The organism is Celeribacter persicus, assembly GCF_003050785.1.
GTDB lineage: Bacteria > Pseudomonadota > Alphaproteobacteria > Rhodobacterales > Rhodobacteraceae > Celeribacter > Celeribacter persicus.
Window position 1 is genome coordinate 1 of the sequence record NZ_QAOH01000002.1, and the last position, 25,819, is coordinate 25,819.

Consider the following 25,819-nt stretch of genomic DNA (forward strand, 5'->3'; position numbering starts at 1 on the left):
TATCATCGGCGCAATCTTTTGCCTGACCGGCATGGCGATCATCTTGGTCGCCCCTATGCTTCAGAAGTAACCTGCGGTCTCAATCGGGCGGTTACTCTTGTTGCGGCTGGACCTCGAATTCTGAACTGCTAATCTGCTCTTTCCGCCTTGTGTTGCTCCGCATAGTTGCGGCTGGACCTCGAATTCTGAACTGCTAATCTTCGCACACCGCTAAGCCGCCCAAAGGATTAGTTGCGGCTGGACCTCGAATTCTGAACTGCTAATCTATTTTTCGTCAGGTGTCGCGCACCCTCGGTGTTGCGGCTGGACCTCGAATTCTGAACTGCTAATCTGCGAATTATGAAAAGCTGTCGCCTGTCGTCGTTGCGGCTGGACCTCGAATTCTGAACTGCTAATCTATAACCGAGGTCGATCATCGCGCCATGCGCGTTGCGGCTGGACCTCGAATTCTGAACTGCTAATCTGTGAGGACACCGAAGTCGTTCCGACGTTCAGTTGCGGCTGGACCTCGAATTCTGAACTGCTAATCTTGTGACCTTCACCGAGGGTATGAGCGAGGAGTTGCGGCTGGACCTCGAATTCTGAACTGCTAATCTACTTTCAATACGGCTAAGTGCTTCTCCATAGTTGCGGCTGGACCTCGAATTCTGAACTGCTAATCTTGCGCTCAAGTGCCTCTGTATCATCTGACAGTTGCGGCTGGACCTCGAATTCTGAACTGCTAATCTAAAGTGGGAGATCATTCAGGCCGCAGAGGTGTTGCGGCTGGACCTCGAATTCTGAACTGCTAATCTGTTTGGCGGCCTTGATCGGCTTCGAGGACTGTTGCGGCTGGACCTCGAATTCTGAACTGCTAATCTTTACTACGGCAAAGAAGCGACGGATCATGAGTTGCGGCTGGACCTCGAATTCTGAACTGCTAATCTTCATGCCATAACAAGCGGCAATCACTTTCTGTTGCGGCTGGACCTCGAATTCTGAACTGCTAATCTACTGCCCATCACGGCCCGCTACGATCACGGGTTGCGGCTGGACCTCGAATTCTGAACTGCTAATCTTATCGCCAAAACCGTCCATCGTGACAGGGTGTTGCGGCTGGACCTCGAATTCTGAACTGCTAATCTCTCCAGTGGCCACTGAACGAAACTACGCTAGTTGCGGCTGGACCTCGAATTCTGAACTGCTAATCTGCCAAACGCGCGCGCATGTTCTGAACCCATGTTGCGGCTGGACCTCGAATTCTGAACTGCTAATCTGACGGTCACAATGATGATACCGCCGATGTTGTTGCGGCTGGACCTCGAATTCTGAACTGCTAATCTTCTCAAACCACTGTCGCAGCGCTTCCTCAGGTTGCGGCTGGACCTCGAATTCTGAACTGCTAATCTCGATCTCCGCTCAAGGCCTTGTAAATGCAAGGTTTTGAGTGGGGGCGAGACGCGCATTTCCAAGCATATTCCATCAAAACAGCACCAATTGTTCCGGGTTTTTTCTGGCAGCCCTGCGGCCCTGATCCGAGAAATGAACGATATCACGGTATTGGCGGTCGGTAAAATTCAGAATCTGGATGTCGCCTTTTTCGGGCAAATTGCGCTCGATTCGGTTGATCCGGGTCTGAAATGCGTCCTTGCCGTTGACGAAACGCGCGTACACGGAAAACTGACTGCGCTCGAATCCTTCATCGAGCAGAAAGTTGCGAAACTCCGTGGCGGCTTTGCGCTGAGGTTTGGTGTCAGTGGGCAGGTCGAACATTACGAGTATCCACATGATCCGGTATCCTGAAAGATGGGCAGGGCGATCCGTCATGATCCAAGCCCCGCGAGTGTGAGAGGATCGGGCGGCGTGGGCAGGGCGAGTGACAGTTTCCCGGTCTCGAAACTCTGACCCAGAGAGGTGGCGAGTTTGCCCAGCGCCACGGAAACCGGTGATTGCCCGTCCCCCAAAGGCAGATCGAGTGCGATCAGGCGGGCAAGAGCCTGTTTTGCCTCGCTGTTTACTTCCGTGCCGTTGCGCTCAGCGAGGCCACGCACGGCACAATCGACCAGAGGGCGAAAGGGCTCCATGAGATCGTCGGCGAGGGCGAAGGCATTGCCGCGATTGGAATGATGCAGACCGATTGTCGGATGAAGACCGGCGGCGACAATGGCACGGGCCGTCGCGGCGCGCAGGACGGTGTAGCCATAATTCAGAAGTGCATTTATATCCGGCGCGTCACGGTCCCGGCGGAAATCCTCTCCCAACATCCGGGGCCAGTAATAGCGGGCGGCCTGAGCTTCGAGATTGGTGCTGTCGCCGCTGGTGACCTGTCTGGCCATCATGTCGAGCGGGGCAGGCGCCGCCGCATGGGCGTCCAAGGCTGCGGCCTGCATCCTGATCTTGGCGACGATCACCTGTTTCCAGGCTTGTTTCATGAACGGCGCTTTCGCCTGCCATTGTGCCCGCAGGCGTGCGCCTTGGGCATGGTGCCCTTCGAGTGGCATGAGGACCGAACGCGGAGCGTGGTTGGGGCTGCAAAAGACCACGGGCGCGCCACGATCCGCCAGTTCCGCAAGGAGTGAGGCCGAACAGGTCGTGCCATGTGCATGGACAATGACCGCGGTGATTTCGTCAAGCGGGATACGACCGACTTCCGTCCCCTGTTCGGACACTTTCAGAAAGCCACGTTCCCGTGACAAATGCCGCCCGTCGCTGGAAATATCAATAATACGATCCAATACTCATACTCCACACCCTTGGAAGTATGTCATAAATTCGTGATTCGCGCGAGATCGCTTAAACTTTCGGTGGACCGGGGTCACGAACGCGGCCGATTTCATCAACGAGGATGCGGCGTAGATTGGCTTTGACCATTGGGCTGGCTCCAATTTGAATGAAGCGAAACTGATCATTCTTGTCTCGATTGCGCGCATCGGCGTTGGCTTCCTGATGAGGTGCAATATACAGACCGTTGCTCACATGCATGGATTGCACATAGCCAATGATTGTTTGCCCATCTCGCTCCAGCACCACCATATCCTTTTTAAAAATGCGCAGAAGCCGTTTGGCGGCAGGGTGAGGGCGTTTCTCGATCCCGGCATGGGCCTCAAAAGTTGTCACCACTTGAGGTTTGACCTTTCCATCAGGTAGCTTCCACAGCTCATAGCAATGATTGCTGTCGCCCTTATAGGCCTTGAGCGGTGTGCCTTTCTCCGTTTGTCCGACCTCCACCCGGGCCGAGCGTTGCAAGGTTTCGACAAGACGCACACGGCGGATGCCCTGATAGGGGCCTTCCTTGGCTGCGAATTGGCGCAAGGCCTCCTCGAACGCCTTTCCTTCCTTATCTTTGGTCGCGACGGAGAGAGCTTTTTGCAATTGCGGATCGCGGATGTTCTTTCCCTTGGTCGTGACTTCGATGTCGGAGGGTTTCAACGACATGAGAGGTGTGCGACTGACAACGGTCATATCGTCGACGATCCCGTAAGCGGTATCGTTGTGGAGCTGTCCCGCCGTGCTGTCACGCCCGGATTTTCGCCCTTCGATGTCGATCCGACCGTGGTCGGCGCGGTGGCTGACGACGATTTTCTCCAGTTGGATGGCAATGTCCGAGCGAAAATGCTCCCAGGGCTCGGGCGTGTCGCGCGCGATTAGTTCGGCGGATTGCGCGGCTTTCTCGCCAAGGCCTGCGGCTTTGCTGATCCGGTTGATCAGGCTGCGGTCGGTGGCGGCGACCACGGCGGCGTCAATCGCGTGGTGGCGATGGTCGGTGCGGTTCTTCGCCTTCACCGCGCCTCGGTCCTTGTCGCTCAGAAGTGAATTCAGCCCCCAGTGCCGCCGCAGCATTTCGGTCATGCGACCGGGCACGACCCAGACATGGCCGCCTTCGGTATAGAGCGTGTCGAGATAGGCGCGCGAAATGCGCGAGAGGTATTGCGTGTCGACCAGAGCGCGGTCGAGGAAATCACTCTCGCCCTCGAACCGTTCCATCGCATCGGGGCCGAAGCGCCATTTCTTATTGTCTGAGAGGTTCTTGAGGTTGGCCTCGATCTTTGCCCAACGTCCGGCGTTGTCGCCCCAGGCCTCGTAAGGCGTCTGGTCGCGTTTCTCGCGATTGGCTTCTTTCAGGCAGAGTGTGCGGTTAGCGAAACTGTCATCCAAAGTGCGCGAATAGGGCAGGATATGGTCGATGTCACACTCTCCGTTGAGCACCATCGTCGCCGTAATCACCTCGCCCGTATAGGGGCAACAGCGCGGACCTATCGCAGGACCGAGTTCTTCAAACAGGCGCAGCAGCATCCGGTTGTGGCCGGTGTCTTTCACGCCATGTTCGCGCAGGGTCTCACTCCGGCGGATCGCATCCGCCGTGGTGTTGCGGATGCGCGTCATCGCCTCGCGTTTCTGAGCATCCGATTGCTTCAATTCCCGCGCCAGTTCCACCACGATCTGATCGGGTTTGCCGTAGACCTCGATGATCTTGTTCACCAGCCGACGCAACTGGTTCAACCCGATATGCACGGTCGGATTGGTGATCCGGCCATAGCGGGTGATCTCGTCGTCCTTCTCGTCGTAAGTGCCGGGAATGACATGACGGTCGAGCACTTCGCCGTAATAGGGCAGGGTGTCGAGACATTCCCCCGTGCGCTGATCCGAATGGTGCCAGCCACAGGCCGCAACCGCCTCCGCATAGGTCACGACACCGGCTTTGAGCCGATCCAGAATGCGTTGCGTCGCGGTCAGCCCGAGGCGGCCATAGCCTTCCGGCAGGTGCGCGTTCGCGGTCTTTTGGGCGTGCTCCGCATCAAGACCATATCGCTCCATGAGCCAGCTCACGAGATCGGCAAACTCATCTTCGCTCTGCACCTTGCGAATGCGCGAAATCACCTCCCACTGCGCCTGCCAGTCGAGTTTCGACCAGTTGGGGCCAAAAGCCTCGGGATGGATCATCACGGAGCGCACGGGGTCGCAGGCGATGGCATCGCGCACACCGGTCTCAAGGGTAAACCGCTCCCCATCACGCAGCTTCAACACTTTGCCCAAGGCTGTGAGCGAGAGTTTCATGGAGCTCAGCGATTTGGCGGGTTTCTTGTTGTCGATCGCATGGATGATCCGATCGCGTTCTTCCAGCGTCAAAGGCCGCGTTTCCCGGCCGTCCGCTGTGACCCGCAATTGATTGACAGTTTCGTACAGCACACGACGCTGGGTGAGGGGATGGGCTTTCGGCAAACGCTCTTCGGCGGTGAAGAGGCACAGTCCCACTTTCGGCTCCTTCAAAGGCCGCTGGTAGAAAATCTTCTCGAACACCAGATCGCGCAGATCGTCGGTCAGAACATCCGGGTGATAAGCGGACTGCGTTTCCCAAAGCTCGTGAAATTCTTCCTCAAGATGCCGACGATCCGGGTAGAAATCGTACCCCGATTCCTCTTTCGCATCCGGCCCGCCACGTGCGGCGACCGAAAGCCGGGTGCGCACCGTCGGCACATGGCGCGGGTCACTGGCACGCTGCCGCCGCATATGCAGGAATTCGCCGTAGGTCCGCGCTCTGGCGTCATGAAGCGCATCGTCCAGCCGACGTGTCGCATCCTTGATCTTGCCGCTTTCATTGTCGCCCCGGTCCGTCTTGCGGTTCGATTTGAACCCGCGCCGTTGATTGAGATGAAAGAGCGCTCGACCGAAGTGTGTGAGCGGCAGCGCCTCGTCCAGCCCCTTGGCGCGCAACGTGTAGGGATCGAGCAATTCGAGTGCTTTGGCCTCTGTGGGGTCGGCTGGCATCAGGCCGGATTTGGCCAGCACTTTCATCAAGGTGGCGCGGCGGCGCAGATAACGATCCCGGCGCCGCCGCATCGCCCGTGCGGCGCGACGATCTACCGCAAGAGAGGCTTTGGATTTTGGGTCGCGCCCGTCGGAGAAAATCCGAACGCCACCGTCAATGACGCCAATGATGCGCGCGGACGCGCCCTGGCCGTCGGTTTCATAAAGCCACCAGCCAATCGAATTCGTGCCAATATCCAGACCAAGACGCATCTTACCCCCTAAAAGTGTAAAAGTTAATGACGGATAGTTTTCAGCGGAACTCAATCAATTGCAACTTGAATTCAAAAGGCGGCTGTGGAATAATTTTTCCAGTTCAGAATTCGCGGTCGAGCCGTTAACAAGCTCGAAGTAGCACCACATTAAAACGCGTCCTACGGGGCGCGTTTTGTTTTTGAATTATGGCCTGTTTCTACCCCCGTATGTCTTCTCCATGTGACTCCATGTGACCGGGTTCTTTGACAAAGCCTTGCGTTCACCATTTTCCGGCAGGGTCACTGTCTGACTTCTGCGTGATGTGATTCGCCGCGCTGTTTTGCATTGTTCCCGCTTTTGCGCAAATTGGGATTTCTGTCCGTGATTGGTTCTCCCGGTTGATGAGTGCCTTGTTTTTGACATATTTGGGCGCAGTCCGTTCAGGTCATCGTCCGTAATGCCTTCCTTTAGGTCAATTGCACTGGAAAATACCCTGTGAGGTTTCGGTGAATTCTTCTTAACTTATTCATAAAAATGGTAATTATTTTCATTGCGTAGGAGGGCTGTCCTCCGGGGATGTGCTTAAATTCTGATCGCTCTGAGGTATTTGCGCCATCCCAACGCCATATTTGAGCACATTTTCGCCATTTTCCCTGTTGCTTGACCATGGTTTTGACATATCCAGAAAGAGCCCAACTGGGGGGCACAAAGGCCACGGGGGCGGCCGCGTAAAGATGTCCGATGGTGAAGGATGTCGATCAGCGTGACCGATGTGGAAAATAGGTCGGGTCTCCGATCTGCTGCTGCTTGAGGTGATGAAACGCCGATGACCATGGTGCTGCGCCGTGGAGTCGGGGATTTCTGGTCGTGTCTTTCCCATCATGGATGGCCCGTCAGGGCCTGTTCGCGTGTGCGGACTTTTGATTTTGGATGGTTACGGTGCGCCCGATCCCATCCTGTGTGTGACGAGGATGCCCGTTCCCGGTGAGCGGTTGCGCAAGGAGAGAGACGATGACGAAACGGGTATACGATGATCGCTGCGATCCGGCTGATCCGAACCCTGAGACTCCCACGACCGATGGGATTGTCGAAGGTACATCGGGAAACGACTATATCGACACCGCTTACACTGGCGATCCAGAAGGCGACATGATCGACGCGGGCGACAACGCAGACGGTAATGATGACGATATCGTTATTGCCGGCGGGGGTGACGATACGGTTCTGGCCGGTGAAGGCGACGATGTCGTTTATGGCGACAGCGGGGAAGACTCTCCCTATGCGGCACAGGACGCGGACCCGCTGGTGCTGTCCTACAGCAATTATATCACAGGAAGTGAAACTGCATCTGGCAGCAATAATGCGCACGCCGGTGACAGTGCCGAGTACAGCAACGTTACCACTCTGGAAGACGGTACTGTCGTCAATGCCCGGCTGGTTCTTGTTTCGACTTCCGATCCAGCGCTCGATGTCGATCTGGCATACAAATCCGGCGCTGAAATCCTGCTGAACGGCAACAATTCTGTTAGCCAGGGTGGCATGACTGCAACCTTCCGTCTTGAATTCTACAATGCGGAAACCGGTGAACCGATTTCGATCAACTCCACCGCGACTTTCAACGACATCGACAGCACGCGCAACGACGGCCTTGATCCCGAAGTTGTCACGGTGGATGCTTCGTCCTTCACCGCCTTCGGTGTCAGCGGCGACAGTTCCCTGCTTATCGAGAATGCCGATGGTACGGTGACGGCATCGGGGACGGAACCCAACAGCCCGAGCGATCAGGACGCCTGGTTCTCTGCAGCTTTCGAAGGCCAGAGTTCCATCACCTTCACCCTGACGGCCCGCGATGTGAACTCCGGCTATTCGATGAACGGTGATCTGATTGACGATGCCGTTGTGACCCCCATTGCGCCGGGCAACGATTATCTCGACGGCGGCGCCGGTAACGACACTCTCTACGGCGAGGGGGGAGACGACACGCTGCTGGGCGGTGCCGATAACGACACCCTCTATGGCGGGGAAGGTGATGATACGTTGCAGGGCGGCATAGGCGCCGACGTGCTTTATGGCGATCAGGGGGAAAGTACGGAAGAGAGCGGGCGTCAAGCCACGATCACCATCGACAGTCAGGCCGGGGCTTACGACGGCATGCTGGTTCTGAAAACTGTTGCCGAAGATGGTTCTGAGCGGTTTTTTGTTCTTGCGAAAAGCTATGACGATTCAATCGGCAACACATACACTGTCAATCTTGAGGAAGGTGAAACCGTCTATGTCGGAATCACCAGCCCGGAAGGCACATTTTACTCCGATAGCGAGAATGCTCAGAGCACAAACAATGATGACGGTTCGGTAACTTATAATTTCGAAGACATCGCAGGTCTTGGCGACCAGGATTTCAAAGATGTTGTCGTCACAGTCTCAGTTCAGGAGCCTGAGGACGCAAGTACTGCTGGCGGTGACGATCATCTCGACGGCGGCGCCGGTAACGACACCCTCTACGGCGAGGGGGGAGACGATACACTGGTGGGTGGCACTGGCACCAACTATCTCCACGGCGGTGCTGGTGACGACACCTTTATCGGTGGCGACGGTGCGGATACGTTCCAAGGGGGCGCGGGTCAGGACAATATCGACTATTCGGGTTCTGATGAAGCCGTATATGTCAATCTCTCTACGAGCACACTGTCCGGCGGCGATGCCGACAATGACACGATTCAAGGCGGTATCGACGGGGTGATCGGCTCCGAATATGACGACACGCTGATCGGTTTCGATCATCAGGGCACCACGGAAGAAGACACCTATACCAACGAATTCTGGGGCATGGGCGGCGATGACACCATCTCCGGTCGTGGTGGCGACGACTATCTCGATGGTGGCGACGGAAACGACGTTATCAAGGGCGGTGCCGGTGACGATGTGATCATCGGCGGCGCGGATGGTACGCCGGATCGCGGCTACGGTCCCTATCTCGCCGACGATGCCGAGCCGGACAATGACAAGGACACGCTCTACGGCGGTGCGGGCAACGACACCATCTATGGTGGTGACGATGCCGACTATATCGACGGCGGCGCGGATGACGATTACATCGACGGCGGTTTCGACGACGATACGATCCTCGGCGGCACTGGTGACGACACGATTATCGGTGGCGAAGGTTCCGATACGATTGACGGTGGTGACGGCGACGACACCATTTATGGCGGTCTCGATCCCGCCTACCCGGACAGCCTGAACGTCCCGGACGACGAAAACGATTACGAAGTCGAAAACGGCAAGGACGTAATCGACGGCGGCGCCGGCAACGACACGATCTACGGTCAGGACGATGACGACCTGATCTATGGCGGAGATGGCGACGATTACATCGACGGCGGCATCGACGACGATACGATTTACGCGGGCGCGGGCACTGACACGGTCCATGGCGGCGAAGACGAGGATACGATCTACGGCGGCGGCGACAATGACGTACTCGACGGTGGCGACGATCAGGATACGATCTACGTCACTTTCACCGACGTGACCTCTGGCGTCTACAACACCACCGTGCATGGTGGCGACGGCGGCGTCGATTGGGATACGCTCGACCTGACCGCGCTTCTGGACGATGGTTGGGTGATCACCGATCATGTGCAGAACACCGACAGCGACGGCAACGGGTTCGATGGCGAGATTCAACTCTTCAACGCCGCAACCAATGAGCATGCCAACATCAACTACACCAATATCGAGGAAATCATCCCCTGCTTTACCCCCGGCACGCTGATCGCGACGCCGAAGGGAGAGGTGAAGGTGGAAGAGCTGAAGATCGGCGACCGGGTCATCACCCGCGACAACGGTATTCAGCAAATCCGCTGGATCGGGACGAAGACCCTCTCCGGTGCCGACCTCTCGGCGCGTTCCGAACTGAATCCGGTGCTGATCCGTCAGGGCGCGCTTGGGGCCGGTCTGCCGGAACGTGATATGATGGTGTCGCCGAACCACCGGATGCTGGTGTCGAACGAAAAGGCCGCGCTGCTCTTTGACGAGCACGAGGTTCTGGTTGCGGCCAAACACCTGACCCGGATGGAAGGTGTGGATGTGATCGAGGCCTCCGGCCTGACCTATATCCACGTGATGTTCGACCGTCATGAGGTGGTTCTGTCGGACGGCACCTGGTCGGAAAGCTTCCAGCCCGGCGATTACACGCTCTCCGGCATTGGTGACGAGGCCCGCGAAGAACTCTTCGCGCTCTTCCCGGAGCTGGCCGAGGTGTCGACCCGAGGTGGTTTCTCCGCCGCGCGCCGCATCCTGCGCAAACACGAGGCGGAGCTTCTGGTTTCCTGATCTCACTCGGGTGATCTCACGCTGGCCGAGGCCGCCGGAATTCCGGCGCGGGGTCCGTAACCGCCCCCCTCGGGTGCATCCCGGGGGAGGCGGTTTTCTTCGTTTCGGGCACTTTGATGCCGATGCGTTGTCCCCGTGGGTCGCGTGAGGTGTGTTACATTTGCCGCCAGTCTTCGGGAGTGTTCACATGCAAACAAGGTGCCTCGGAGGGCATCTCCATCCGTTTCACCCCATGCCGTTGCAGCAGGCTTTGCATCCCTTCGTCTCCTGACAGGTCCTCAAACTCCGGCAGGATGATGGCGGGAAAGATCACCGGATAGCCTTCGCCCCCGCTCTGACATTGCGCCCGCACGATGCGGCTTTCGCCGAAGGTTTCGAACAGGTTCACCAGCGTCTCCAGATGGCTCGCGGTGATGAAGGGCATATCGGCCATCAGGATCGCCAGTCCGTCGACTTCTCGTTCCAACGCATAACGGGCGAGCGCCTTGAACGTGTCGGAGAGGTCCGCCTCAGTATCCCCGGCCACAAGAAACGGATCATGCGACCGTAGCAGGTCGCGGCGGGCACGGTGATATGGATGGTTTTCCGAGGGCAGGGCCACGATGAAGGGGTGGCCATGGGCGGCGGAAACAGCGCGGCGCAGAAGCGTGTCCGGGGAGTGCAGCGAAGGTGGGGTCGAAAGCTTGTCGAACCCCATGCGGCGCGATTGGCCGGCGGCACAGATTCCAACGAGAAGTTTCAAAGTCCTGCTCTCATGTTGAGACCTCATGTTGGGGCAAACACGCCCGTGAAACCGGAGATACTGTCACATGATAGGTGGGGATGGGGCGATGCGGAAAAGAAATTTCAGCAAAGCCCCATCGCAGGTTTTCGCGTTCGGACGCTTATTTTTCGGGCAAGCGCCCGCATTTTACTTTTCGGGCAGAAGCCCGCTTTACTATTTTTCGGGCAGAAGCCCTCGGGGCGAAAAGCGGAGCACGACCAGAAGAATGATCCCCATGGTCAGGTAGCGCATGTAAGCCACCCGCTCGATCAGACCGGATTTCAGCGCCCCGTCCTCCATGCCGGAGGTTAGGAGCCCGACGATCCACGCGCCGATCGGCTCGACTTCGACCCACAAAAACCAGATCAGCATCCCGCCCAGAACCGCGCCCCAGTTGTTGCCCGATCCGCCAACGATCACCATGACCCAGACAAGGAAAGTGTAACGCAGCGGTTGGTAGGTGGTGGGCGTCAATTGCCCGTCCAGCGTGGTCATCATCGCGCCGGCAAAGCCGATGATCGCGGCGCCCAGCACGAAGATTTGCAGGTGGCGCCCGGTGACATCCTTGCCCATGGCTTCGGCGGCCACCTCGTTGTCGCGGATCGCGCGCATCATCCGGCCCCAAGGGCTTTTGAGCGCCAGTTCCATCGCTGTGACGATGATGACGATCACGGCCAGGAAGAACCCCGCATAGAGCAGCTTGACGAAAACCGACGAGCCGGTGACCGGGTCCATGCCGATCCTGTGCATCAGGCTCAGGAACCATTCCGCCTGTTGCAGGTTGATCTCATAGGGCACCGGACGCGGCAGGCCGTTGACGTTCTTCACGCCGCGCGACAGCCAGTCCTCATTCTTCATCATGGCAACGATGATCTCGGCAATTCCGAGTGTCGCAATGGCGAGATAATCTGAGCGCAGCCCAAGGGCGGTTTTTGCCACGAGCCATGCAGCCCCTGCGGCCAGAAGCGCACCCACAGGCCAGGCCAGAATGACCGGAAGGCCAAGCCCGCCGAGATAGCCGCTGACCGCTGGGTTCACGGCTTCGATGGCCGCCACCGCCGGATCGAACAGGGTGCGGAAGGCCCAGAGCCCGACGATCAGGATTGCTGCAATCACCAGCCCCCGGATGCGGCCTTTCGGCAGGCGGGGATAGGCGAGGGCGGCGGCAACAATGGCAATGACCCCGACCGCGAGCGCGAGGATCACACGGCCCCCTCCGGCGGCCCAGGCGGCAGGCACGGGCGGCATGGAAGTCAGCACCACGGCCAGCCCGCCAAGCGCGACAAAGCCCATGACGCCGGTGTTAAAGAGCCCGGCATAGCCCCATTGCAGGTTCACCCCCAAAGCCATGATAGCCGAGATCAGCCCCATGTTGAGGATGGAGAGCGCCGAGTTCCACGACTGAAGAAAGCCGACGGCCAGAATGAGGGCAGCCATGGCGGCGAAATAAAGCGGTGTGCGGGGCAGGGGCTTGCCCCCTGTCTGTGTGGCGGCATGGGTCATATGTTTTGCCCCTTGAACAGGCCGGTCGGCTTGAAGATCAGCACGATGATCAGGATCGCGAAGGACACGGCGTATTTGTAATCGGTGGACAGAAGCTGCACCAACCCGTCGGGCGACCAGCTGTCGGGCCCGAGATAGGTCACGACCTTTTTGAAGGCATAGGTGAGCGTGACTTCGGAGAAGGCAATGACGAATCCGCCCGCGATAGCGCCCAGCGGATTGCCGATGCCACCGACGATGGCGGCGGCGAAAACCGGCAGGAGAAGCTGTTGGAAGATGAAGGGTTTGAAGGATTTATCAAGCCCGTAGAGTGCCCCCGCGATGGTTGCCAAAGCCCCGACCAGAATCCATGTGATCGTCACCACACGTTCCGGGTTGATCCCCGACAGGAGCGCCAGATCCTCGTTGTCCGAATAGGCACGCATGGATTTGCCGGTGCGGGTCTTGTTCAGAAACCAGAACAGCGCCGCCACGGTGATCAAAGCCACGACCACGGTGATCACCTGCGTTGTCTTGATCGCGAGGCCTTCTTCGAGACCGGACCAGGCCTTGAACTCGCGGGCATTGATCACGAAGCGTGCCCCGTCGGCGAACCGGCGGTCATCGGTGCCGACGACCATGCGCACCAGCCCGTTCATCACGAACATGACGCCGGTGGAGACGATCACCAGCATTACCGGCGCGGCCTTAACTTTGCGATAGAACTTGTAGACCACCTTATCGGTCGCCAGAAGCAGAAGCGCCGTGGCGAGGATGCCGAAGGGCAGGGCGAGAAGCGCCGTGGGCAGGACGCCGAGCGAGATGCCCCAACTCTTGAACAGCCCGGTGACCAGCACCACGACCATCGCCCCGAAGGACATGGTCTCGCCATGGGCAAAGTTGGAAAAGCGCAAAACGCCGTAGATCAGGGTGACGCCCAAAGCGCCAAGCGCCAATTGCGCGCCATAGGCCGTGGCCGGGACCACGACGAAATTGGTGAACGCGACCAGCGCGTTGAGAATATCCATCAGACAACCTCCTGACAGATGCCGCCGAAGGGGAGCATGTCGACCCCCGGCGTCGGGTCTTCGGTGATCACATCGACATAGCCGGTCATCAGACCGTCATCGCGCAGGTCCCAAAAGCCCTTGCTGTCGCTGTGTTGATAGCGGTGTGTGTTCGGCGCCTCGGCGGTGGTCTCGAAAAGACAGGTGGCATCGTGAGCCCCTTCCTCACGCAGATAGCGCGTGCAGCTCACCCCGTCGCCCTCTTCAAGGGAAAACCGCCAGGGCGCACCGCCGCCTTGCACGATGACCGAACAAGTCTCCAACGCGAGGGCGGGCAGGGGCAGGGCGGCGATAAGAAGCGCGGCAAGGGCCTTCTTCTTGGGGGAAATACTCATAATCAGCCCCCCAGAAAGGTGCGTCGCACCTCGGGGTCGGCCAGAAGGTTCGCGCCCGTATCGGTGTAGGCATTCGCACCCTGCACGAGCACATAGCCCTTGTCCGCGATCTCAAGCGCCTGACGGGCGTTCTGTTCCACCATCAGGATGGAAATCCCGGTCTTGGCGACCTCGATGATCCGGTCGAACAACTCATCCATCACGATAGGCGACACGCCCGCGGTCGGCTCATCCAGCATCAGAAGCTTTGGCTTGGTCATCAGGGCGCGCCCCACGGCCACCTGTTGCCGTTGCCCGCCGGACAATTCGCCCGCGTTCTGGTGACGTTTTTCATAGACTGCCGGAAACAGTTCGTAGACCTGTTCGATGGTCTCCTCGTAATCGTCTTCACGAATGAAGGCGCCCATCTCAAGGTTCTCGCGCACGCTCATCGTCGGGAAGATGTTATGGGTCTGGGGCACGAAGCCCATGCCCTTGCGGACCCGCTCCTGTGGACTGAGACCTGTGATGTCCTCGCCGTCGAGATTCACATGCCCCTCGCGCAGGTTGAGCATGCCGAACACCGCCTTCATCGCGGTCGATTTGCCGGCACCGTTCGGCCCGACGATCACCGCGATCTCGCCCTTTTGCACCGTGAGCGTGCATCCGTGGAGAATATCCGCGCCGTTGCCATAGCCGCCGCGCATTTCATTGGCATGGAGGAAGGTCATTCGGCGTCCTCCGTCTCGGTCTTCTTGTTCTTCACGCCTGTGCCGAGATAGGCCTCGATCACCGCTTCGTTCTGCATGATCTCTTCGGCGGTGCCGGTGGCCATGACCTGACCCTGCGCCATGACGATCACGGGGTCGCAGAGCTGTTTGATGAACTCCATGTCGTGCTCGATCATGCAGAATGTATAGCCGCGCTCGGTGTTCAACCGCTTGATCGCATCGCCGATGGTGTACAAGAGCGTGCGGTTCACCCCCGCGCCCACCTCGTCGAGGAACACAATCTTGGCGTCCACCATCATGGTGCGGCCAAGCTCAAGGAGTTTCTTCTGCCCGCCGGAAATTTCGCCCGCTTTCAGGTCCGCAATATGGGAGATCGTCAGGAATTCGAGCACCTCATCGGCCTTGGCTCTGAGCGCGCGCTCCTCGTCGGCGATGCGTTTGCGCCCGAACCATGTGTTCCAGAGCGTCTCCCCCGATTGCCCCGCAGGTACCATCATCAGGTTCTCGCGACAGGTCATCGAGCCGAATTCATGTGCGATCTGGAAGGTGCGCAGGATGCCCTTGTGAAACAGCTCATGCGGTTTCAGTCCGGTGATGTCCTCACCGTTGAAAAGCACCTGCCCGGAGGTCGGTGTGAGCACCCCGGCAATACAGTTGAAAAGCGACGTTTTCCCCGCGCCATTGGGGCCGATCAGCCCCGTGATGGACCCTTGCTCAAGTCTGAGCGAAGCTCCGTCCACCGCGCGAAAACCGCCGAAATGCATGTGCAGATCACGCACTTCGATCATGTGTTTCGTGTCCCGTATCAGTTCCGACCTCATTTGCCGCGGGCCGGATAAGAAAGTCAGCCCGGGACGTCAAGTGCGCCCCGGGCCGGATATCGTGGCTTACGCCGTGTTTTAGCGGATGTCCACCGTCTCGAACGCACCGTCAGTCACGGTGTAGTAGCGATAGGTGCCCGCCGCTTCGCCCGGTCCGATCAGTTCCACATTGGTCGCGCCGACATAGTCAATGTCCCCACCGGCGGCGAGAATTTCGAGCGCTTTGTCCAGCTCGCCCGGCAGGATCGGCTCACCCGGCGCGTTCGCAACGTCGAGCACGTTGGCCGCCACGGCTTCTTTCGTTGCTTCGCCACCTTTGGCCATGGCAAGCGCGATCAAAGCCGCCGCGTCATAGCTTTCGCGGGTGTAGGCAGAGGCGACATTGATGCCGGCGGCTTCGCCAAGCGCGTTGAACGCGTCGGTGCCTTCGCCCTCGGCCCATGGCACGATGCCCATGGAGCCCTCGACCACGTCGCCCAGATCGGCAATCAGGCTGTCACCATACATGCCGTCCCCCATCAGGTAGGTGTCGAACGCGCCGGTGTCGGCGGAAGCCTGAATGATGCCCTTGCCACCCTGATCGACGTAGCCCAGAACGACGAGTACGTCGCCACCGGCGGAAGCCAGCGCCGCGATCTCGGCGGAATAGTCGGCCTTGCCGTCTTCATGCGAGGCGTTGATGGTGATTTCACCGTCATAGGCGGCAGCGAACGCATCCGACAGGCCCTTGCCGTAGTCGGAGTTGGTGTAGGTCACGGCCACCGATGTGATGCCTTTTTCCTCAAGCACATCGGCGAGGATTTCGCCCTGACGCGCGTCCGACGGCGAGGTGCGGAAGAACAACCCGTTGTCTTCGACGGTCGAGAGACCCGGCGAGGTGGCCGAGGGCGAGATCATCACGACACCGTTCGGCACGGCGACGTTCGACAGGATCGCACCGGTCACCCCGGAGCAGTCCGCGCCCATGATCGCGACGACGCCATCGGCGGTGATCAGACGCTCGGCGGCGGCAGAGGCCGCGGCGGCGTCGATACAGGTGCTGTCCGCACGCATCGGCGTGATGGTGGAGCCACCGAGGAAAGCACCGGTGTCGGACACTTCCTTGAACGCCAGCTCCGAACTGGCCGCCATGTCCGGGGTCAGCGATTCAATCGGGCCGGTGAAGCCGAGGATGATGCCGACCTTGACCTCTTCGGCGAAGGCCGCACCGGTCAAAAGCGTGGCGGCGGTGGTCGCCAGAAGCAGCTTTTTCATATGAGAGTTCTCCCTGTTTGGATCTTGTCCTGCGGCCAGGGACTAGACGGGCTTTGACCGGATGGAAAGATATGCCGTTCCGTTCCTTGACCGGATCGTGCCCGGATTTGGGGCATTTGCTCAAAATCTGTGAGCCTTGCGGGATTTGGCGGCGGGACTTTCGTGTTTTGCGTGTGTTTCCCTGGCATGAATATGCCCCGACTCACGGTGTCAGAGGACGTGCAGGTGGGGCGGGATTGAACGCCTGCGTCTGCGCGCTAGCTCAGTTACTACAGATATGTAGAGGTGCCGCATGATCCGTTTTCTGGTCAGTCTGATGATTTTTATCCTGCCGGTTCCGGCCATGACCGCCGAGCGCATGGCGGGAGGACGCGCGGTCGAGGTGACCCCGATCGTTACGGGGTTGGATGCGCCATGGGCGATCGGATTTCTGCCGGATGGCGGCGTGCTGATCACAGAGGTGGACGGGCGGTTGCTTTTGCTTGAGGATGAGAAGGTGCGCGAGGTGCCGGGTGTGCCGAAGGTCTGGGACAGCGGGCAGGGCGGATTGCTCGACGTCATGGTCCCGCGAGATTTCGCCACGAGTCGGGAGATTTTCCTGAGCTATTCCAAACCGATGACGGGCGGCGCGGGCACGGCGCTTGGGGTCGGGCGGCTGGTCGACGGGCGGCTTGAGGGCTTTCGCGACCTTTTTGTGATGGGAAACGGCAGCCGCAAGGGCCAGCATTTCGGTTCCCGCATCGTCGAAGCCCCGGACGGCACAATTTTCCTCACCGTCGGCGAACGCGGCGAGGGCGCGCTGGCGCAGGACCTCTCGCGCGCCAACGGATCGGTGATCCGCATCAACCGCGACGGCAGCATTCCCGCCGACAATCCCTTCCTTGACCAACCGGGCGCTTTGCATGCGATCTGGTCCTATGGCCATCGCAACCCGCAAGGCGCGGCGCTGGACGGGCAGGGGCGGCTTTGGATCAATGAACATGGGCCGCAGGGCGGCGACGAGATCAACCTTGTGAAAAAGGGCGCGAATTACGGCTGGCCGCTCACAACCTATGGCGAGAATTACGGCGGGGGTCGCTTTGCGCCCACGACGCTGGACGGCACCGAGCCGCCCGCGCATCAATGGACACCGTCGATTGCGCCCTCGGGCTATACGATCCACTCGGGAAAGTTGTTCCCGGAGTTGAAAGATGCGCACCTGATCGGCTCTCTGAAGTTCGATTACATCGCCGTCATGGCCCCCGATTTGAGCCGGGAAACCCGCTGGCAATGGCCCGAAACGGGGCGGGTGCGCGATGTGGTCGAGGCCCCGGATGGGGCGATCTGGTTCCTGTCGGTGATCGACGGGGCGGCTTATCGGGTGACGCCAGGCCCCTGATCGCACAGGCAAACGCACAGGAAATGGGCTTTTGCGACGGATTTGCGCGCCGTTTTACGTCTGTTTTGGGTTTTCTCAGGCCCCCGCACTCTCTATAACGCCTCAGACCACCTGTGCGCGCTAACGCTAACAGCCGACAGGACGGGAGGAGAATATTAACCGTTTTGGAGTGAAGACGATGACGGATTGGGTGAAAACCGCATGGCGCAACAAACCGCGTGTGCAGATGCCCGACTATACGGACGAGGCCGCGCTGAATGCCGTTGAGGCACAGCTTGCCAAATATCCGCCGCTCGTCTTTGCGGGCGAGGCGCGCAAGCTCAAACGCGATCTGGCGAAAGCCTCGCGTGGCGAAGCCTTCCTGTTGCAAGGCGGCGATTGCGCCGAGAGCTTTGCCGAATTCGGCGCGGACCAGATCCGCGACACGTTCAAGGTCATGCTGCAAATGGCCATGGTGCTGACCTTCGGGGCGAAAGTGCCGGTGATCAAGGTCGGGCGCATGGCCGGTCAGTTCGCAAAACCGCGCTCGGCCCCGACCGAGACCATGGGTGGCGTGGAACTGCCCAGCTACCGCGGTGACATCATCAACGGCTTCGATTTCACCGCCGATGCGCGCATCCCCGATCCGAACCGCATGTTGCAGGCTTACACCCAGGCCGCCGCGTCGCTGAACCTGCTGCGCGCTTTCTCGAAAGGTGGCTTTGCCGACATCCACCGGGTTCATGCCTGGACGCTCGGTTTCACCGAATCCGACGAGGCGGAGAAATACCGCGACATGGCGAACCGCATTCAGGATGCGCTCGATTTCATGAAGGCGGCGGGGATGACCTCCGAGAACAATCACGAACTGGCGACGGTGGATTTCTACACTTCGCACGAGGCACTTTTGCTGGAATACGAAGAGGCGCTCTGTCGCGTCGACAGCACCACCGGCGCAACGATTGCGGGGTCTGGGCACATGATCTGGATCGGCGACCGCACCCGTCAGCCGGACGGCGCGCATGTGGAATTCTGCCGCGGCGTGCAGAACCCGATCGGTCTGAAATGCGGTCCCTCGACCACCGCCGAGGACCTCAAGGTGCTGATGGAGAAACTGAACCCGGAGAACGAGGCCGGTCGTCTGACGCTGATCGCGCGGTTCGGGGCGGGCAAGGTGGCCGATCATCTGCCGCGCCTCATTGAGACGGTGACATCCGAGGGCGCGAATGTGGTCTGGTCCTGCGACCCTATGCATGGCAACACGATCAAATCGGACAGCGGTTACAAAACCCGGCCGTTTGAGCAGGTACTTTCCGAGGTGCAGGAATTCTTCGCCGTGCACCGCGATCAGGGCACCATTCCGGGCGGCGTGCATTTCGAAATGACCGGTCAGGATGTGACCGAATGCACCGGGGGCCTGCGCGCCGTGTCGGACGAGAACCTCGCCGACCGCTACCACACCGCCTGCGATCCGCGTCTCAATGCTTCGCAATCGCTGGAACTGGCTTTCCTCGTGGCTGAGGAACTGCAAAAAGGCCAGACGCCGGAGCATATTGCCGCGTCTGCGTAAACGCTTTGCGATCTCAAGATGTTGAAAGCCGGGCCTCGTGCCCGGCTTTTGTCATTCTCCCCGGTGGAAGATGAAGCAATTCCCGGCTTTCTCATAGCCCGCCGCCTCGTAAAAGCTCATCGCGCCGGGTGCGGAGAGCAGCAAGTGAGTCCTGACCTCCGGCACAGCCTTGACGGTTTCTCGCAGCAGAGCCTTGCCGATGCCACGACCCTGATAGCGCCGATCCACCGCCAGATCGGAGCAGTAAAGACAATAGGCGAAATCGGTGACGGACCGCGCCACCCCCACCAGATGCCCCACCGCATCGCGGGCCGTGACGATCAGATCGGAGCCCGCCAGCATCTTGGCGATCCGCTGCGGCTGGTCGACGGGGCGGCGTTCGGCCAGCGTCGAAGCGGCGAGCAGGGCGAGGAATTCATTGGCGGAAAGGTCCGGCTCGATGGCGTAGGTGATCATGTGAGACTCCCGTTTCCATACATAAGGAGCACGGGCGTGCGGAATTGCAAAGTGAAAAGGATCAGTCGTCGCTTTTCACCAGACGCAGCAGCGGTTTGCCATGCGGGCGCAGCAGTTCCTGTTTCGGAATGGATGTGGTCCGTGGTGTCTCGGTGTTGGCATCCTCATAGGCGCGCTTGGCCTCGGCAAAACCGGCGGGGACCGGGGTGCCTTTCCCGGTGGTGTCAAAGCTCTGCTCGGTCGGGTTGCCCAGAAGCGGGCGGGACTGGACCTCGGCCATCTCGAAACGGCGTGGCTGACGCCCGATTTCACCTTTCGACTGGAGACAGCCGAGGATGCGGTTCACATCGCCCAGATCGGATTTCAGCGGGCAGAGCAGCAATTGCGCCTCCATCTCGCCACGCCCGATGCCGCGTTCGGCCTTGAGCGTGATCGTGGTGATCTGCGGGGTTTCGAAAACGGCCTCCAACACTTCCGACAGTTTCGCGCGGCTTTCCGGTACGAACATCGCGGTCAGTGGCATACCACGCACCTCCATGCCCATGAGATCGCTCAGATGCATGCCTGCAAGACGGAACCTTGCCACGCCGGGAGCGATACGTTCGAGGATGAAGGCGTATTCCAGCGCCGATTGCATGCCGCGCGGGTCGACCTCGGAGCGCGCCGGGACCGGGCGACCATTGCGCAGGCCCTCCCAATAGGCCTCCACGGTTTTCAGCGCAGGAAAATGCGTCCCCCCACGACGGGGCATGAGGGATACGACATTTGAACCGCTGACATATTCAATCTTCATCTCGTCACCTGTACTTTTACTTTTGCCACTACTTTTACTTTTGCTGCCGGGCCAAGAGGCTGTCCCCTCTGGCTGTGCGTTTTGAGGCGGGCGGCCCTTCTCTATGCTGGCCCGGTGCTTCCCGGTCGATCCCGCTGGTTCGTTTCTTCGGTCCGAGACCGGTTTTGGCCTGACCGCTGTGTTGACCTGAATATGCCACGAACTTGCCCGATTTGGTGGAAAAACCTAACCAGTGGTTAACATGCGGAGAATTATTCGTTGAAATGGTAATGAATTTCTTAAGGTTTCGTTCGGCATTATGCCCGCGTTAATGATGTAGATTGATTGAAAACAATAGGTTGGATAAATCCTCTTATCTTGCGTTAACAGATTTTGTGATCTGGAAATCTCTCCGCACAAAAGGATAAAATTTTAAATGTCGGGCCGCCTTGTCCTGAACTCTGATGGAGCGGATCTAAACCCGCGCCGCAAGTGAGTCCTTTTCCGAAAATTCCACCACATTCCGGTCACATTTTGCCCCGGCATGTTCCTCCCTCTCAGTCAGCCCCGCGCGGCGCTGTGCGCTTTTCAAGCCAGAAACAGACTGCTAAGGACAAGGCCAAGACCGCCTCAGGGGAGATTTTGCACATGACCATGGACCGGACAGCGGATCGGCGCGGCCTTCTCATCATCCTTTCCTCGCCTTCGGGGGCGGGCAAGTCGACGCTGGCGCGCAAGCTGATGCAATGGGACGAGAGCCTGAGCTTTTCCGTCTCCGCCACCACCCGCGCGCCGCGCGCAGGCGAGGAGGATGGCGTACATTACCATTTTGTCGATGTGCCGACATTCAAACATATGGTGGACGAAGGCGAGATGCTCGAACACGCCAATGTCTTCGGCAATTTCTACGGCTCACCCGCCGGTCCGGTGCGCAAGGCGATCGAGGCGGGGCGCGATGTGCTTTTCGATGTGGACTGGCAGGGGGCGCAGCAAATCTCGAACTCGGTGCTGCGCGATCACGTCCTGTCGATTTTCATTCTGCCGCCCTCGATCACCGAGCTGCGCCGCCGACTTGAAAGCCGGGGTGTCGATGCGCCGGAGGTGATTGCCAAACGGATGGAGCAGAGCTGGGACGAGATCAGCCATTGGGACGGCTATCACTATGTGCTGGTGAACGACGATCTGGACGTGACTTTCGAGCGGTTGAAGACCATCGTATCGGCGGAGCGCCTGAAACGCGCGCAGCAACCGGGGCTGATGGACTTCGTGCGCGGGCTGAGGGCGGAATTCGAGGAGGTCGAGGGATGACACTTTACACGCTGGACAATCACGCACCGGTTCTGCCGGAGAATGGCGATTACTGGGTGGCCCCCGACGCCAATGTCATCGGCAAGGTGGTTCTGGAAGAGGGCGTGAGCATCTGGTTCGGCGCGACTTTGCGCGGAGACAATGAGGTGATCCTCGTCGGCGAGGGCACGAATATTCAGGAAAACACCGTCTGTCATACCGATATGGGATTCCCTCTGACCATCGGCGCGGACTGCACCATCGGGCATAAGGCGATTCTGCACGGCTGCACCATCGGCGAGAATTCCCTGATCGGCATGGGGGCGACGGTGCTTAATGGCGCGAAGATCGGCAAGAACTGTCTGATCGGGGCCTGCGCCCTGATCACTGAGGGCAAGGAAATCCCCGACGGCTCACTGGTGATGGGCAGTCCGGGCAAGGTGGTGCGGCCACTGACGGAGGCGGAGATCGCCCGGCTGAAAGGCTCGGCCCTGCATTACCAGCAGAACGCGCAGCGCTATCGCGACGGATTGCAGAAGATCACATGAGAAGAGGGGCCACAGGGCCCCTTTTTCGTCATGGTATCTTTCGTCGCGGCGTTGTTCAGTGCAGCGAAGCCAGAACCCGCACGGGTTCAGGCTGCAACATGTCGAAATCCAGTTCCGGATAAAAGCTGCGCAATTCGTTGCGGATGATCTCCGGGCGGGGCAGGCCGCGCGCGACGACGCGATAGGCGCCCTTGTAACGCGCGGCACTCAGGAATTCCGCAAGATCGAGACAGTCGAACTGACTTGAGATGGCCGGAGAAATCACACTGTCGGGACAAATGCTGTGCAGAATTTCCGGGGTGAGATCGCCGAATTCGATGAAAAACACGCCAGTGCGTTCGGGAAAGTGCTTTTTCAGTGTCTGCATGCGCTGAGGTTCCCCGACCATCAGGATCATGCCGCCCGCATCCGGCTGTGTGCCGTGCCGGCTCGCAACGAACTCTCCGAAAGCGGTTTGTCTTACGGTTCCCATCGGCTGGGTCCCCATCTATTTCTGCCTCTTTGCATCTGAGGAAACGGGCAAAGTATCGAAAATGCAACAATATTTTTGCTTAATACGCAAAAATTCGCAAATTGAAAAAATGATGACACTGTTTCGGGCAGAGGCAGGTGGAACTGGGCCAGGATGACAAAAGCTGTCATGAAAGGGTTACATTTGCCTTATACGCAGGCCTGCAATCAGGATCTCCCATGCAATACAGCTTCAAATCCTCTTCCCGTGACAGCGAAATGGTCAGCGCCATGGCCGATGCCATGCCCTTGCCTGTGGTGGTGATCGGGCGGGATGAGCGGGTGATGGCGGCCAATGCCCCGGCGCGCGCGCTGTTCAACGAACAGATGGTCGGGCGGCATTACATCACCGTGCTGCGTCAGCCGATGCTGCTCGATGCAATCGAGAACGTGCTGCGCCTGTCGCAACCGGCCGAGGCGGTCTACCGGATCACCGAAAGCCAGCGTGAACTGGTGTATGACGTGGTATTACGCCCGGTGATCGTGGGAGATTTTGCCTGTGTCACGGTTGCCTTCGAGGACAAGACAGAGGTCTATGAGGCAGGGCAGATGCGACGTGATTTCGTCGCCAATGTCAGTCACGAACTGCGTACGCCGCTGACCGCTGTTTTGGGCTTCATCGAAACGCTGCTGGGGCCTGCCGCCGAAGACTCGGCGGCACGGGAGCGCTTTCTCGGCATCATGGATCGCGAGGCCAAACGGATGAACCGCATCGTCGGCGATCTTCTCTCTCTCAGCCGCGTGGAGGCGGAGCGGCGGGTGCGCCCGACCGATCAGGTCGATGTCTCGGCGATCCTGCGCTCCGTGGCGCTCAATCTGCAACCGCTTGCCGAAGCGCAGGATGTGACGCTGATCATTGAGGGTGTCGAGGGCCGCGAAGAGGTGCCCGGAGATCACGACCAGCTCATTCAGGTTTTCACCAACCTGATCGAGAATGCGATCAAATATGGCGGGCGTGGCAAGGAGGTGCGGGTCTGTCTGACTTCGCATACCGAAGAGCCGACGATACGCTCACAGGCCGTCCGGGTGGACGTGTCCGACCAGGGCGAGGGAATCCCAGCTCAGCATATTCCGCGCCTCACCGAGCGCTTCTACCGCGTCGATTCACATCGCTCGCGCGAGATGGGCGGCACCGGCCTTGGACTTGCCATCGTGAAGCATATCCTGAATCGCCACCGCGGACGTCTGCGGATCGAAAGTCACGCGGGGCAGGGCAGCTGTTTTTCCGTCATCCTGCCTTATGAATGATGTGTCATAAATGCTGCCCGAGAACGAGTTCTGACGGTTTTTTCGCCGGACACGTTGGTTAATTTTCTGTCACAGAGCTTAACCGAATGTCATGAAAGGTGGCGAAAACCCCCTGATTTTCTCCATTTTTCTCGACTAATTCAGAAGATGTCGAGGAAATTCACACGATCTGTCATTAAACTGTTACATTAGTTTCACAAAAGCATTGCACGCCGACCCTAAACCGCCCCACGAGAGAGCAATACCGCTCTCGGACATAGAGCAAATCAGGAGCATACGATGTCCTTTGTGAAACTGACCGCCTCCGCGATCGCGATCGCAGCCGTCTCCGCCACCGCCGCGAGCGCCCGTGATCAGGTGCAGGTCGCCGGCTCTTCCACCGTTCTGCCCTACGCCTCCATCGTGGCGGAAGCCTTCGGTGAAAACTTCGACTTCCCGACCCCGGTCGTGGAATCCGGCGGCTCCTCCGCTGGTCTCAAGCGCTTCTGCGAAGGCGTGGGCGAAAACACCATCGACGTGGCCAACGCCTCCCGCAAAATCAAAGACAAAGAGATCGCCGCCTGCGCCGAAGCCGGCGTGACCGACATCATCGAAGTGCGCATCGGCTACGATGGCATCGTGTTCGCCTCCCAGTTGAACGGCCCGGCCTTCACCGCGTTCGAGCCCGCTGACATCTTCAATGCTCTGGCCGAGAAAGTCCTGAAAGACGGCGAGATCGTTGCCAACCCCTACACCCAGTGGGCCGATTTCAACGCCGACCTGCCGGCCGCCGACATCATGGCCTTCATCCCGGGCACCAAGCACGGCACCCGTGAAGTCTTCGAGGAAAAAGTGCTTCTGGCCGGTTGTGAAGCCACCGGCGCGATGGAAGCCATGGTCGCTTCGGGCATGTCCGAAGACGACGCCGAAGGCGCCTGCATGGCTGTCCGTACCGATGGCAAATCCGTGGACATCGACGGCGACTACACCGAGACGCTCGCTTCCATCGACGCCAACCCGAACGGCATCGGCGTGTTCGGTCTCGCCTTCTACGAAAACAACACCGACAAGCTGAAAACCGCGACCATGTCCGGTGTTGAGGCGACCACCGAGTCCATCGCCTCCGGCGACTACCCGGTTTCCCGCCCGCTCTACTTCTACATCAAGAAAGCCCACATCGGCGTGATCCCGGGCCTGAAAGAATACGCTGAGTTCTTCATCTCCGACGATATGGCTGGCCCGGACGGCCCGCTTGCCGAGTACGGCCTCGTGTCCGACCCGGAACTGGCTGCCACCCAGGCTGCCGTTGCCGCTGAAGAAACCATGCAGTAAGCCACTGACGGCTT

General features: G+C 59.2%; 20 protein-coding genes and 1 CRISPR repeat array. Of the genes, 7 read left to right on the top strand and 13 right to left on the bottom strand.

What is annotated here, in order from left to right; genetic code table 11:
• Positions 1-99 precede the first annotated feature (99 nt).
• A CRISPR array of direct repeats spans positions 100-1,388; the repeat unit is 36 nt; unit sequence GTTGCGGCTGGACCTCGAATTCTGAACTGCTAATCT.
• Positions 1,389-1,461: 73 nt separating this feature from the next.
• The 3 genes from cas2 to cas9 are packed head-to-tail and all read right to left on the bottom strand — an operon-like array spanning position 1,462 to position 5,997.
• Positions 1,462-1,806 (bottom strand): CRISPR-associated endonuclease Cas2, encoded by a 345-nt coding sequence (gene cas2, locus C8N42_RS03040; protein WP_107815078.1) that lies wholly within the window; start codon positions 1,804-1,806, stop codon positions 1,462-1,464.
• Positions 1,803-2,714: a type II CRISPR-associated endonuclease Cas1 gene (gene cas1 / locus C8N42_RS03045; protein WP_107815079.1), complete on the bottom strand. Its 912-nt coding sequence runs from the start codon at positions 2,712-2,714 to the stop codon at positions 1,803-1,805. Before cas1 ends, cas2 begins: the two co-directional genes overlap by 4 nt.
• Positions 2,715-2,772: 58 nt before the next feature.
• The gene (cas9, locus tag C8N42_RS03050; protein ID WP_107815080.1) at positions 2,773-5,997 is read right to left on the bottom strand and encodes a type II CRISPR RNA-guided endonuclease Cas9; all 3,225 of its coding nucleotides are present in this window, start codon (positions 5,995-5,997) and stop codon (positions 2,773-2,775) included.
• 993 nt (positions 5,998-6,990) lie between these two features.
• On the opposite strand from cas9, the gene C8N42_RS21830 reads away from it, so the two are divergent.
• The gene (locus C8N42_RS21830) at positions 6,991-10,314 is read left to right on the top strand and encodes a Hint domain-containing protein (RefSeq protein ID WP_107815081.1); all 3,324 of its coding nucleotides are present in this window, start codon (positions 6,991-6,993) and stop codon (positions 10,312-10,314) included.
• 154 nt (positions 10,315-10,468) lie between these two features.
• Here the strand turns inward: C8N42_RS21830 and C8N42_RS03060 are convergent, their stop codons facing one another.
• From C8N42_RS03060 to C8N42_RS03090, 7 genes are all read right to left on the bottom strand, one after another.
• The gene (locus C8N42_RS03060; RefSeq protein ID WP_170109178.1) at positions 10,469-11,056 is read right to left on the bottom strand and encodes a nucleotidyltransferase family protein; all 588 of its coding nucleotides are present in this window, start codon (positions 11,054-11,056) and stop codon (positions 10,469-10,471) included.
• Positions 11,057-11,251: 195 nt separating this feature from the next.
• The gene (locus C8N42_RS03065; RefSeq protein WP_107815083.1) at positions 11,252-12,580 is read right to left on the bottom strand and encodes a branched-chain amino acid ABC transporter permease; all 1,329 of its coding nucleotides are present in this window, start codon (positions 12,578-12,580) and stop codon (positions 11,252-11,254) included.
• Positions 12,577-13,587 carry a branched-chain amino acid ABC transporter permease gene (locus C8N42_RS03070; protein WP_107815084.1) on the bottom strand — a complete coding sequence of 337 codons (1,011 nt, stop codon included), beginning with the start codon at positions 13,585-13,587 and terminating at the stop codon, positions 12,577-12,579. The genes C8N42_RS03065 and C8N42_RS03070 overlap by 4 nt, the downstream gene beginning before the upstream one ends.
• Positions 13,587-13,961, bottom strand: coding sequence for a hypothetical protein (locus C8N42_RS03075; RefSeq protein ID WP_107815085.1), 375 nt, complete (start codon positions 13,959-13,961; stop codon positions 13,587-13,589). The genes C8N42_RS03070 and C8N42_RS03075 overlap by 1 nt, the downstream gene beginning before the upstream one ends.
• A gap of 2 nt (positions 13,962-13,963) precedes the next feature.
• Entirely contained in the window at positions 13,964-14,671 is a 708-nt protein-coding gene (locus C8N42_RS03080) for an ABC transporter ATP-binding protein (RefSeq protein ID WP_107815086.1), read from the bottom strand.
• Positions 14,668-15,459 carry an ABC transporter ATP-binding protein gene (locus C8N42_RS03085; protein ID WP_107815087.1) on the bottom strand — a complete coding sequence of 264 codons (792 nt, stop codon included), beginning with the start codon at positions 15,457-15,459 and terminating at the stop codon, positions 14,668-14,670. Before C8N42_RS03085 ends, C8N42_RS03080 begins: the two co-directional genes overlap by 4 nt.
• Positions 15,460-15,570: 111 nt before the next feature.
• Positions 15,571-16,746 carry an ABC transporter substrate-binding protein gene (locus tag C8N42_RS03090; protein ID WP_107815088.1) on the bottom strand — a complete coding sequence of 392 codons (1,176 nt, stop codon included), beginning with the start codon at positions 16,744-16,746 and terminating at the stop codon, positions 15,571-15,573.
• A gap of 292 nt (positions 16,747-17,038) precedes the next feature.
• Between C8N42_RS03090 and C8N42_RS03095 the strand changes: the two genes are divergently transcribed.
• Both C8N42_RS03095 and C8N42_RS03100 read left to right on the top strand, forming a co-directional pair.
• Complete coding sequence (locus C8N42_RS03095; RefSeq protein ID WP_107815089.1) at positions 17,039-18,124, top strand: PQQ-dependent sugar dehydrogenase; 1,086 nt, start codon at positions 17,039-17,041, stop codon at positions 18,122-18,124.
• 178 nt (positions 18,125-18,302) lie between these two features.
• Positions 18,303-19,673, top strand: a complete 1,371-nt coding sequence (locus C8N42_RS03100; RefSeq protein ID WP_107815090.1) for a class II 3-deoxy-7-phosphoheptulonate synthase — start codon at positions 18,303-18,305, stop codon at positions 19,671-19,673.
• A gap of 51 nt (positions 19,674-19,724) precedes the next feature.
• Here the strand turns inward: C8N42_RS03100 and C8N42_RS03105 are convergent, their stop codons facing one another.
• Together C8N42_RS03105 and C8N42_RS03110 are read right to left on the bottom strand one after the other, a co-directional pair.
• The gene (locus C8N42_RS03105) at positions 19,725-20,129 is read right to left on the bottom strand and encodes a GNAT family N-acetyltransferase (RefSeq protein WP_107815091.1); all 405 of its coding nucleotides are present in this window, start codon (positions 20,127-20,129) and stop codon (positions 19,725-19,727) included.
• 61 nt (positions 20,130-20,190) lie between these two features.
• On the bottom strand, positions 20,191-20,922 hold the full coding sequence (locus tag C8N42_RS03110; RefSeq protein ID WP_107815092.1) for a PAS domain-containing protein: 732 nt from the start codon (positions 20,920-20,922) through the stop codon (positions 20,191-20,193).
• Between the two features lie 627 nt (positions 20,923-21,549).
• Between C8N42_RS03110 and gmk the strand changes: the two genes are divergently transcribed.
• Positions 21,550-22,209 (top strand): guanylate kinase, encoded by a 660-nt coding sequence (gene gmk, locus C8N42_RS03115; protein ID WP_245889951.1) that lies wholly within the window; start codon positions 21,550-21,552, stop codon positions 22,207-22,209.
• Positions 22,206-22,736 carry a gamma carbonic anhydrase family protein gene (locus tag C8N42_RS03120; RefSeq protein WP_107815093.1) on the top strand — a complete coding sequence of 177 codons (531 nt, stop codon included), beginning with the start codon at positions 22,206-22,208 and terminating at the stop codon, positions 22,734-22,736. The genes gmk and C8N42_RS03120 overlap by 4 nt, the downstream gene beginning before the upstream one ends.
• Before the next feature lie 55 nt (positions 22,737-22,791).
• Here the strand turns inward: C8N42_RS03120 and C8N42_RS03125 are convergent, their stop codons facing one another.
• On the bottom strand, positions 22,792-23,208 hold the full coding sequence (locus C8N42_RS03125; protein WP_146168235.1) for a hypothetical protein: 417 nt from the start codon (positions 23,206-23,208) through the stop codon (positions 22,792-22,794).
• A gap of 218 nt (positions 23,209-23,426) precedes the next feature.
• Between C8N42_RS03125 and C8N42_RS03130 the strand changes: the two genes are divergently transcribed.
• Positions 23,427-24,494 carry an ATP-binding protein gene (locus tag C8N42_RS03130; protein WP_107815095.1) on the top strand — a complete coding sequence of 356 codons (1,068 nt, stop codon included), beginning with the start codon at positions 23,427-23,429 and terminating at the stop codon, positions 24,492-24,494.
• A 279-nt stretch (positions 24,495-24,773) separates the two neighbouring features.
• The gene (locus C8N42_RS03135; protein WP_107815096.1) at positions 24,774-25,805 is read left to right on the top strand and encodes a substrate-binding domain-containing protein; all 1,032 of its coding nucleotides are present in this window, start codon (positions 24,774-24,776) and stop codon (positions 25,803-25,805) included.
• The last annotated feature ends 14 nt before the right edge of the window (positions 25,806-25,819 follow it).

What these genes read in the sequence shown, in the direction of transcription:
- C8N42_RS03070 (WP_107815084.1), bottom strand. Translation starts at nt 13,587, where the DNA reads ATGGATATTCTCAACGCGCTGGTCGCGTTCACCAATTTCGTCGTGGTC.
- C8N42_RS03110 (WP_107815092.1), bottom strand. Translation starts at nt 20,922, where the DNA reads ATGAAGATTGAATATGTCAGCGGTTCAAATGTCGTATCCCTCATGCCC.
- C8N42_RS03080 (WP_107815086.1), bottom strand. Translation starts at nt 14,671, where the DNA reads ATGACCTTCCTCCATGCCAATGAAATGCGCGGCGGCTATGGCAACGGC.
- C8N42_RS03120 (WP_107815093.1), top strand. Translation starts at nt 22,206, where the DNA reads ATGACACTTTACACGCTGGACAATCACGCACCGGTTCTGCCGGAGAAT.
- C8N42_RS03125 (WP_146168235.1), bottom strand. Translation starts at nt 23,208, where the DNA reads ATGGGAACCGTAAGACAAACCGCTTTCGGAGAGTTCGTTGCGAGCCGG.
- C8N42_RS21830 (WP_107815081.1), top strand. Translation starts at nt 6,991, where the DNA reads ATGACGAAACGGGTATACGATGATCGCTGCGATCCGGCTGATCCGAAC.
- gmk (WP_245889951.1), top strand. Translation starts at nt 21,550, where the DNA reads ATGACCATGGACCGGACAGCGGATCGGCGCGGCCTTCTCATCATCCTT.
- C8N42_RS03130 (WP_107815095.1), top strand. Translation starts at nt 23,427, where the DNA reads ATGCAATACAGCTTCAAATCCTCTTCCCGTGACAGCGAAATGGTCAGC.
- C8N42_RS03105 (WP_107815091.1), bottom strand. Translation starts at nt 20,129, where the DNA reads ATGATCACCTACGCCATCGAGCCGGACCTTTCCGCCAATGAATTCCTC.
- C8N42_RS03075 (WP_107815085.1), bottom strand. Translation starts at nt 13,961, where the DNA reads ATGAGTATTTCCCCCAAGAAGAAGGCCCTTGCCGCGCTTCTTATCGCC.
- cas9 (WP_107815080.1), bottom strand. Translation starts at nt 5,997, where the DNA reads ATGCGTCTTGGTCTGGATATTGGCACGAATTCGATTGGCTGGTGGCTT.
- C8N42_RS03100 (WP_107815090.1), top strand. Translation starts at nt 18,303, where the DNA reads ATGACGGATTGGGTGAAAACCGCATGGCGCAACAAACCGCGTGTGCAG.
- C8N42_RS03085 (WP_107815087.1), bottom strand. Translation starts at nt 15,459, where the DNA reads ATGATCGAAGTGCGTGATCTGCACATGCATTTCGGCGGTTTTCGCGCG.
- C8N42_RS03065 (WP_107815083.1), bottom strand. Translation starts at nt 12,580, where the DNA reads ATGACCCATGCCGCCACACAGACAGGGGGCAAGCCCCTGCCCCGCACA.
- C8N42_RS03095 (WP_107815089.1), top strand. Translation starts at nt 17,039, where the DNA reads ATGATCCGTTTTCTGGTCAGTCTGATGATTTTTATCCTGCCGGTTCCG.
- C8N42_RS03135 (WP_107815096.1), top strand. Translation starts at nt 24,774, where the DNA reads ATGTCCTTTGTGAAACTGACCGCCTCCGCGATCGCGATCGCAGCCGTC.
- C8N42_RS03090 (WP_107815088.1), bottom strand. Translation starts at nt 16,746, where the DNA reads ATGAAAAAGCTGCTTCTGGCGACCACCGCCGCCACGCTTTTGACCGGT.
- cas2 (WP_107815078.1), bottom strand. Translation starts at nt 1,806, where the DNA reads ATGACGGATCGCCCTGCCCATCTTTCAGGATACCGGATCATGTGGATA.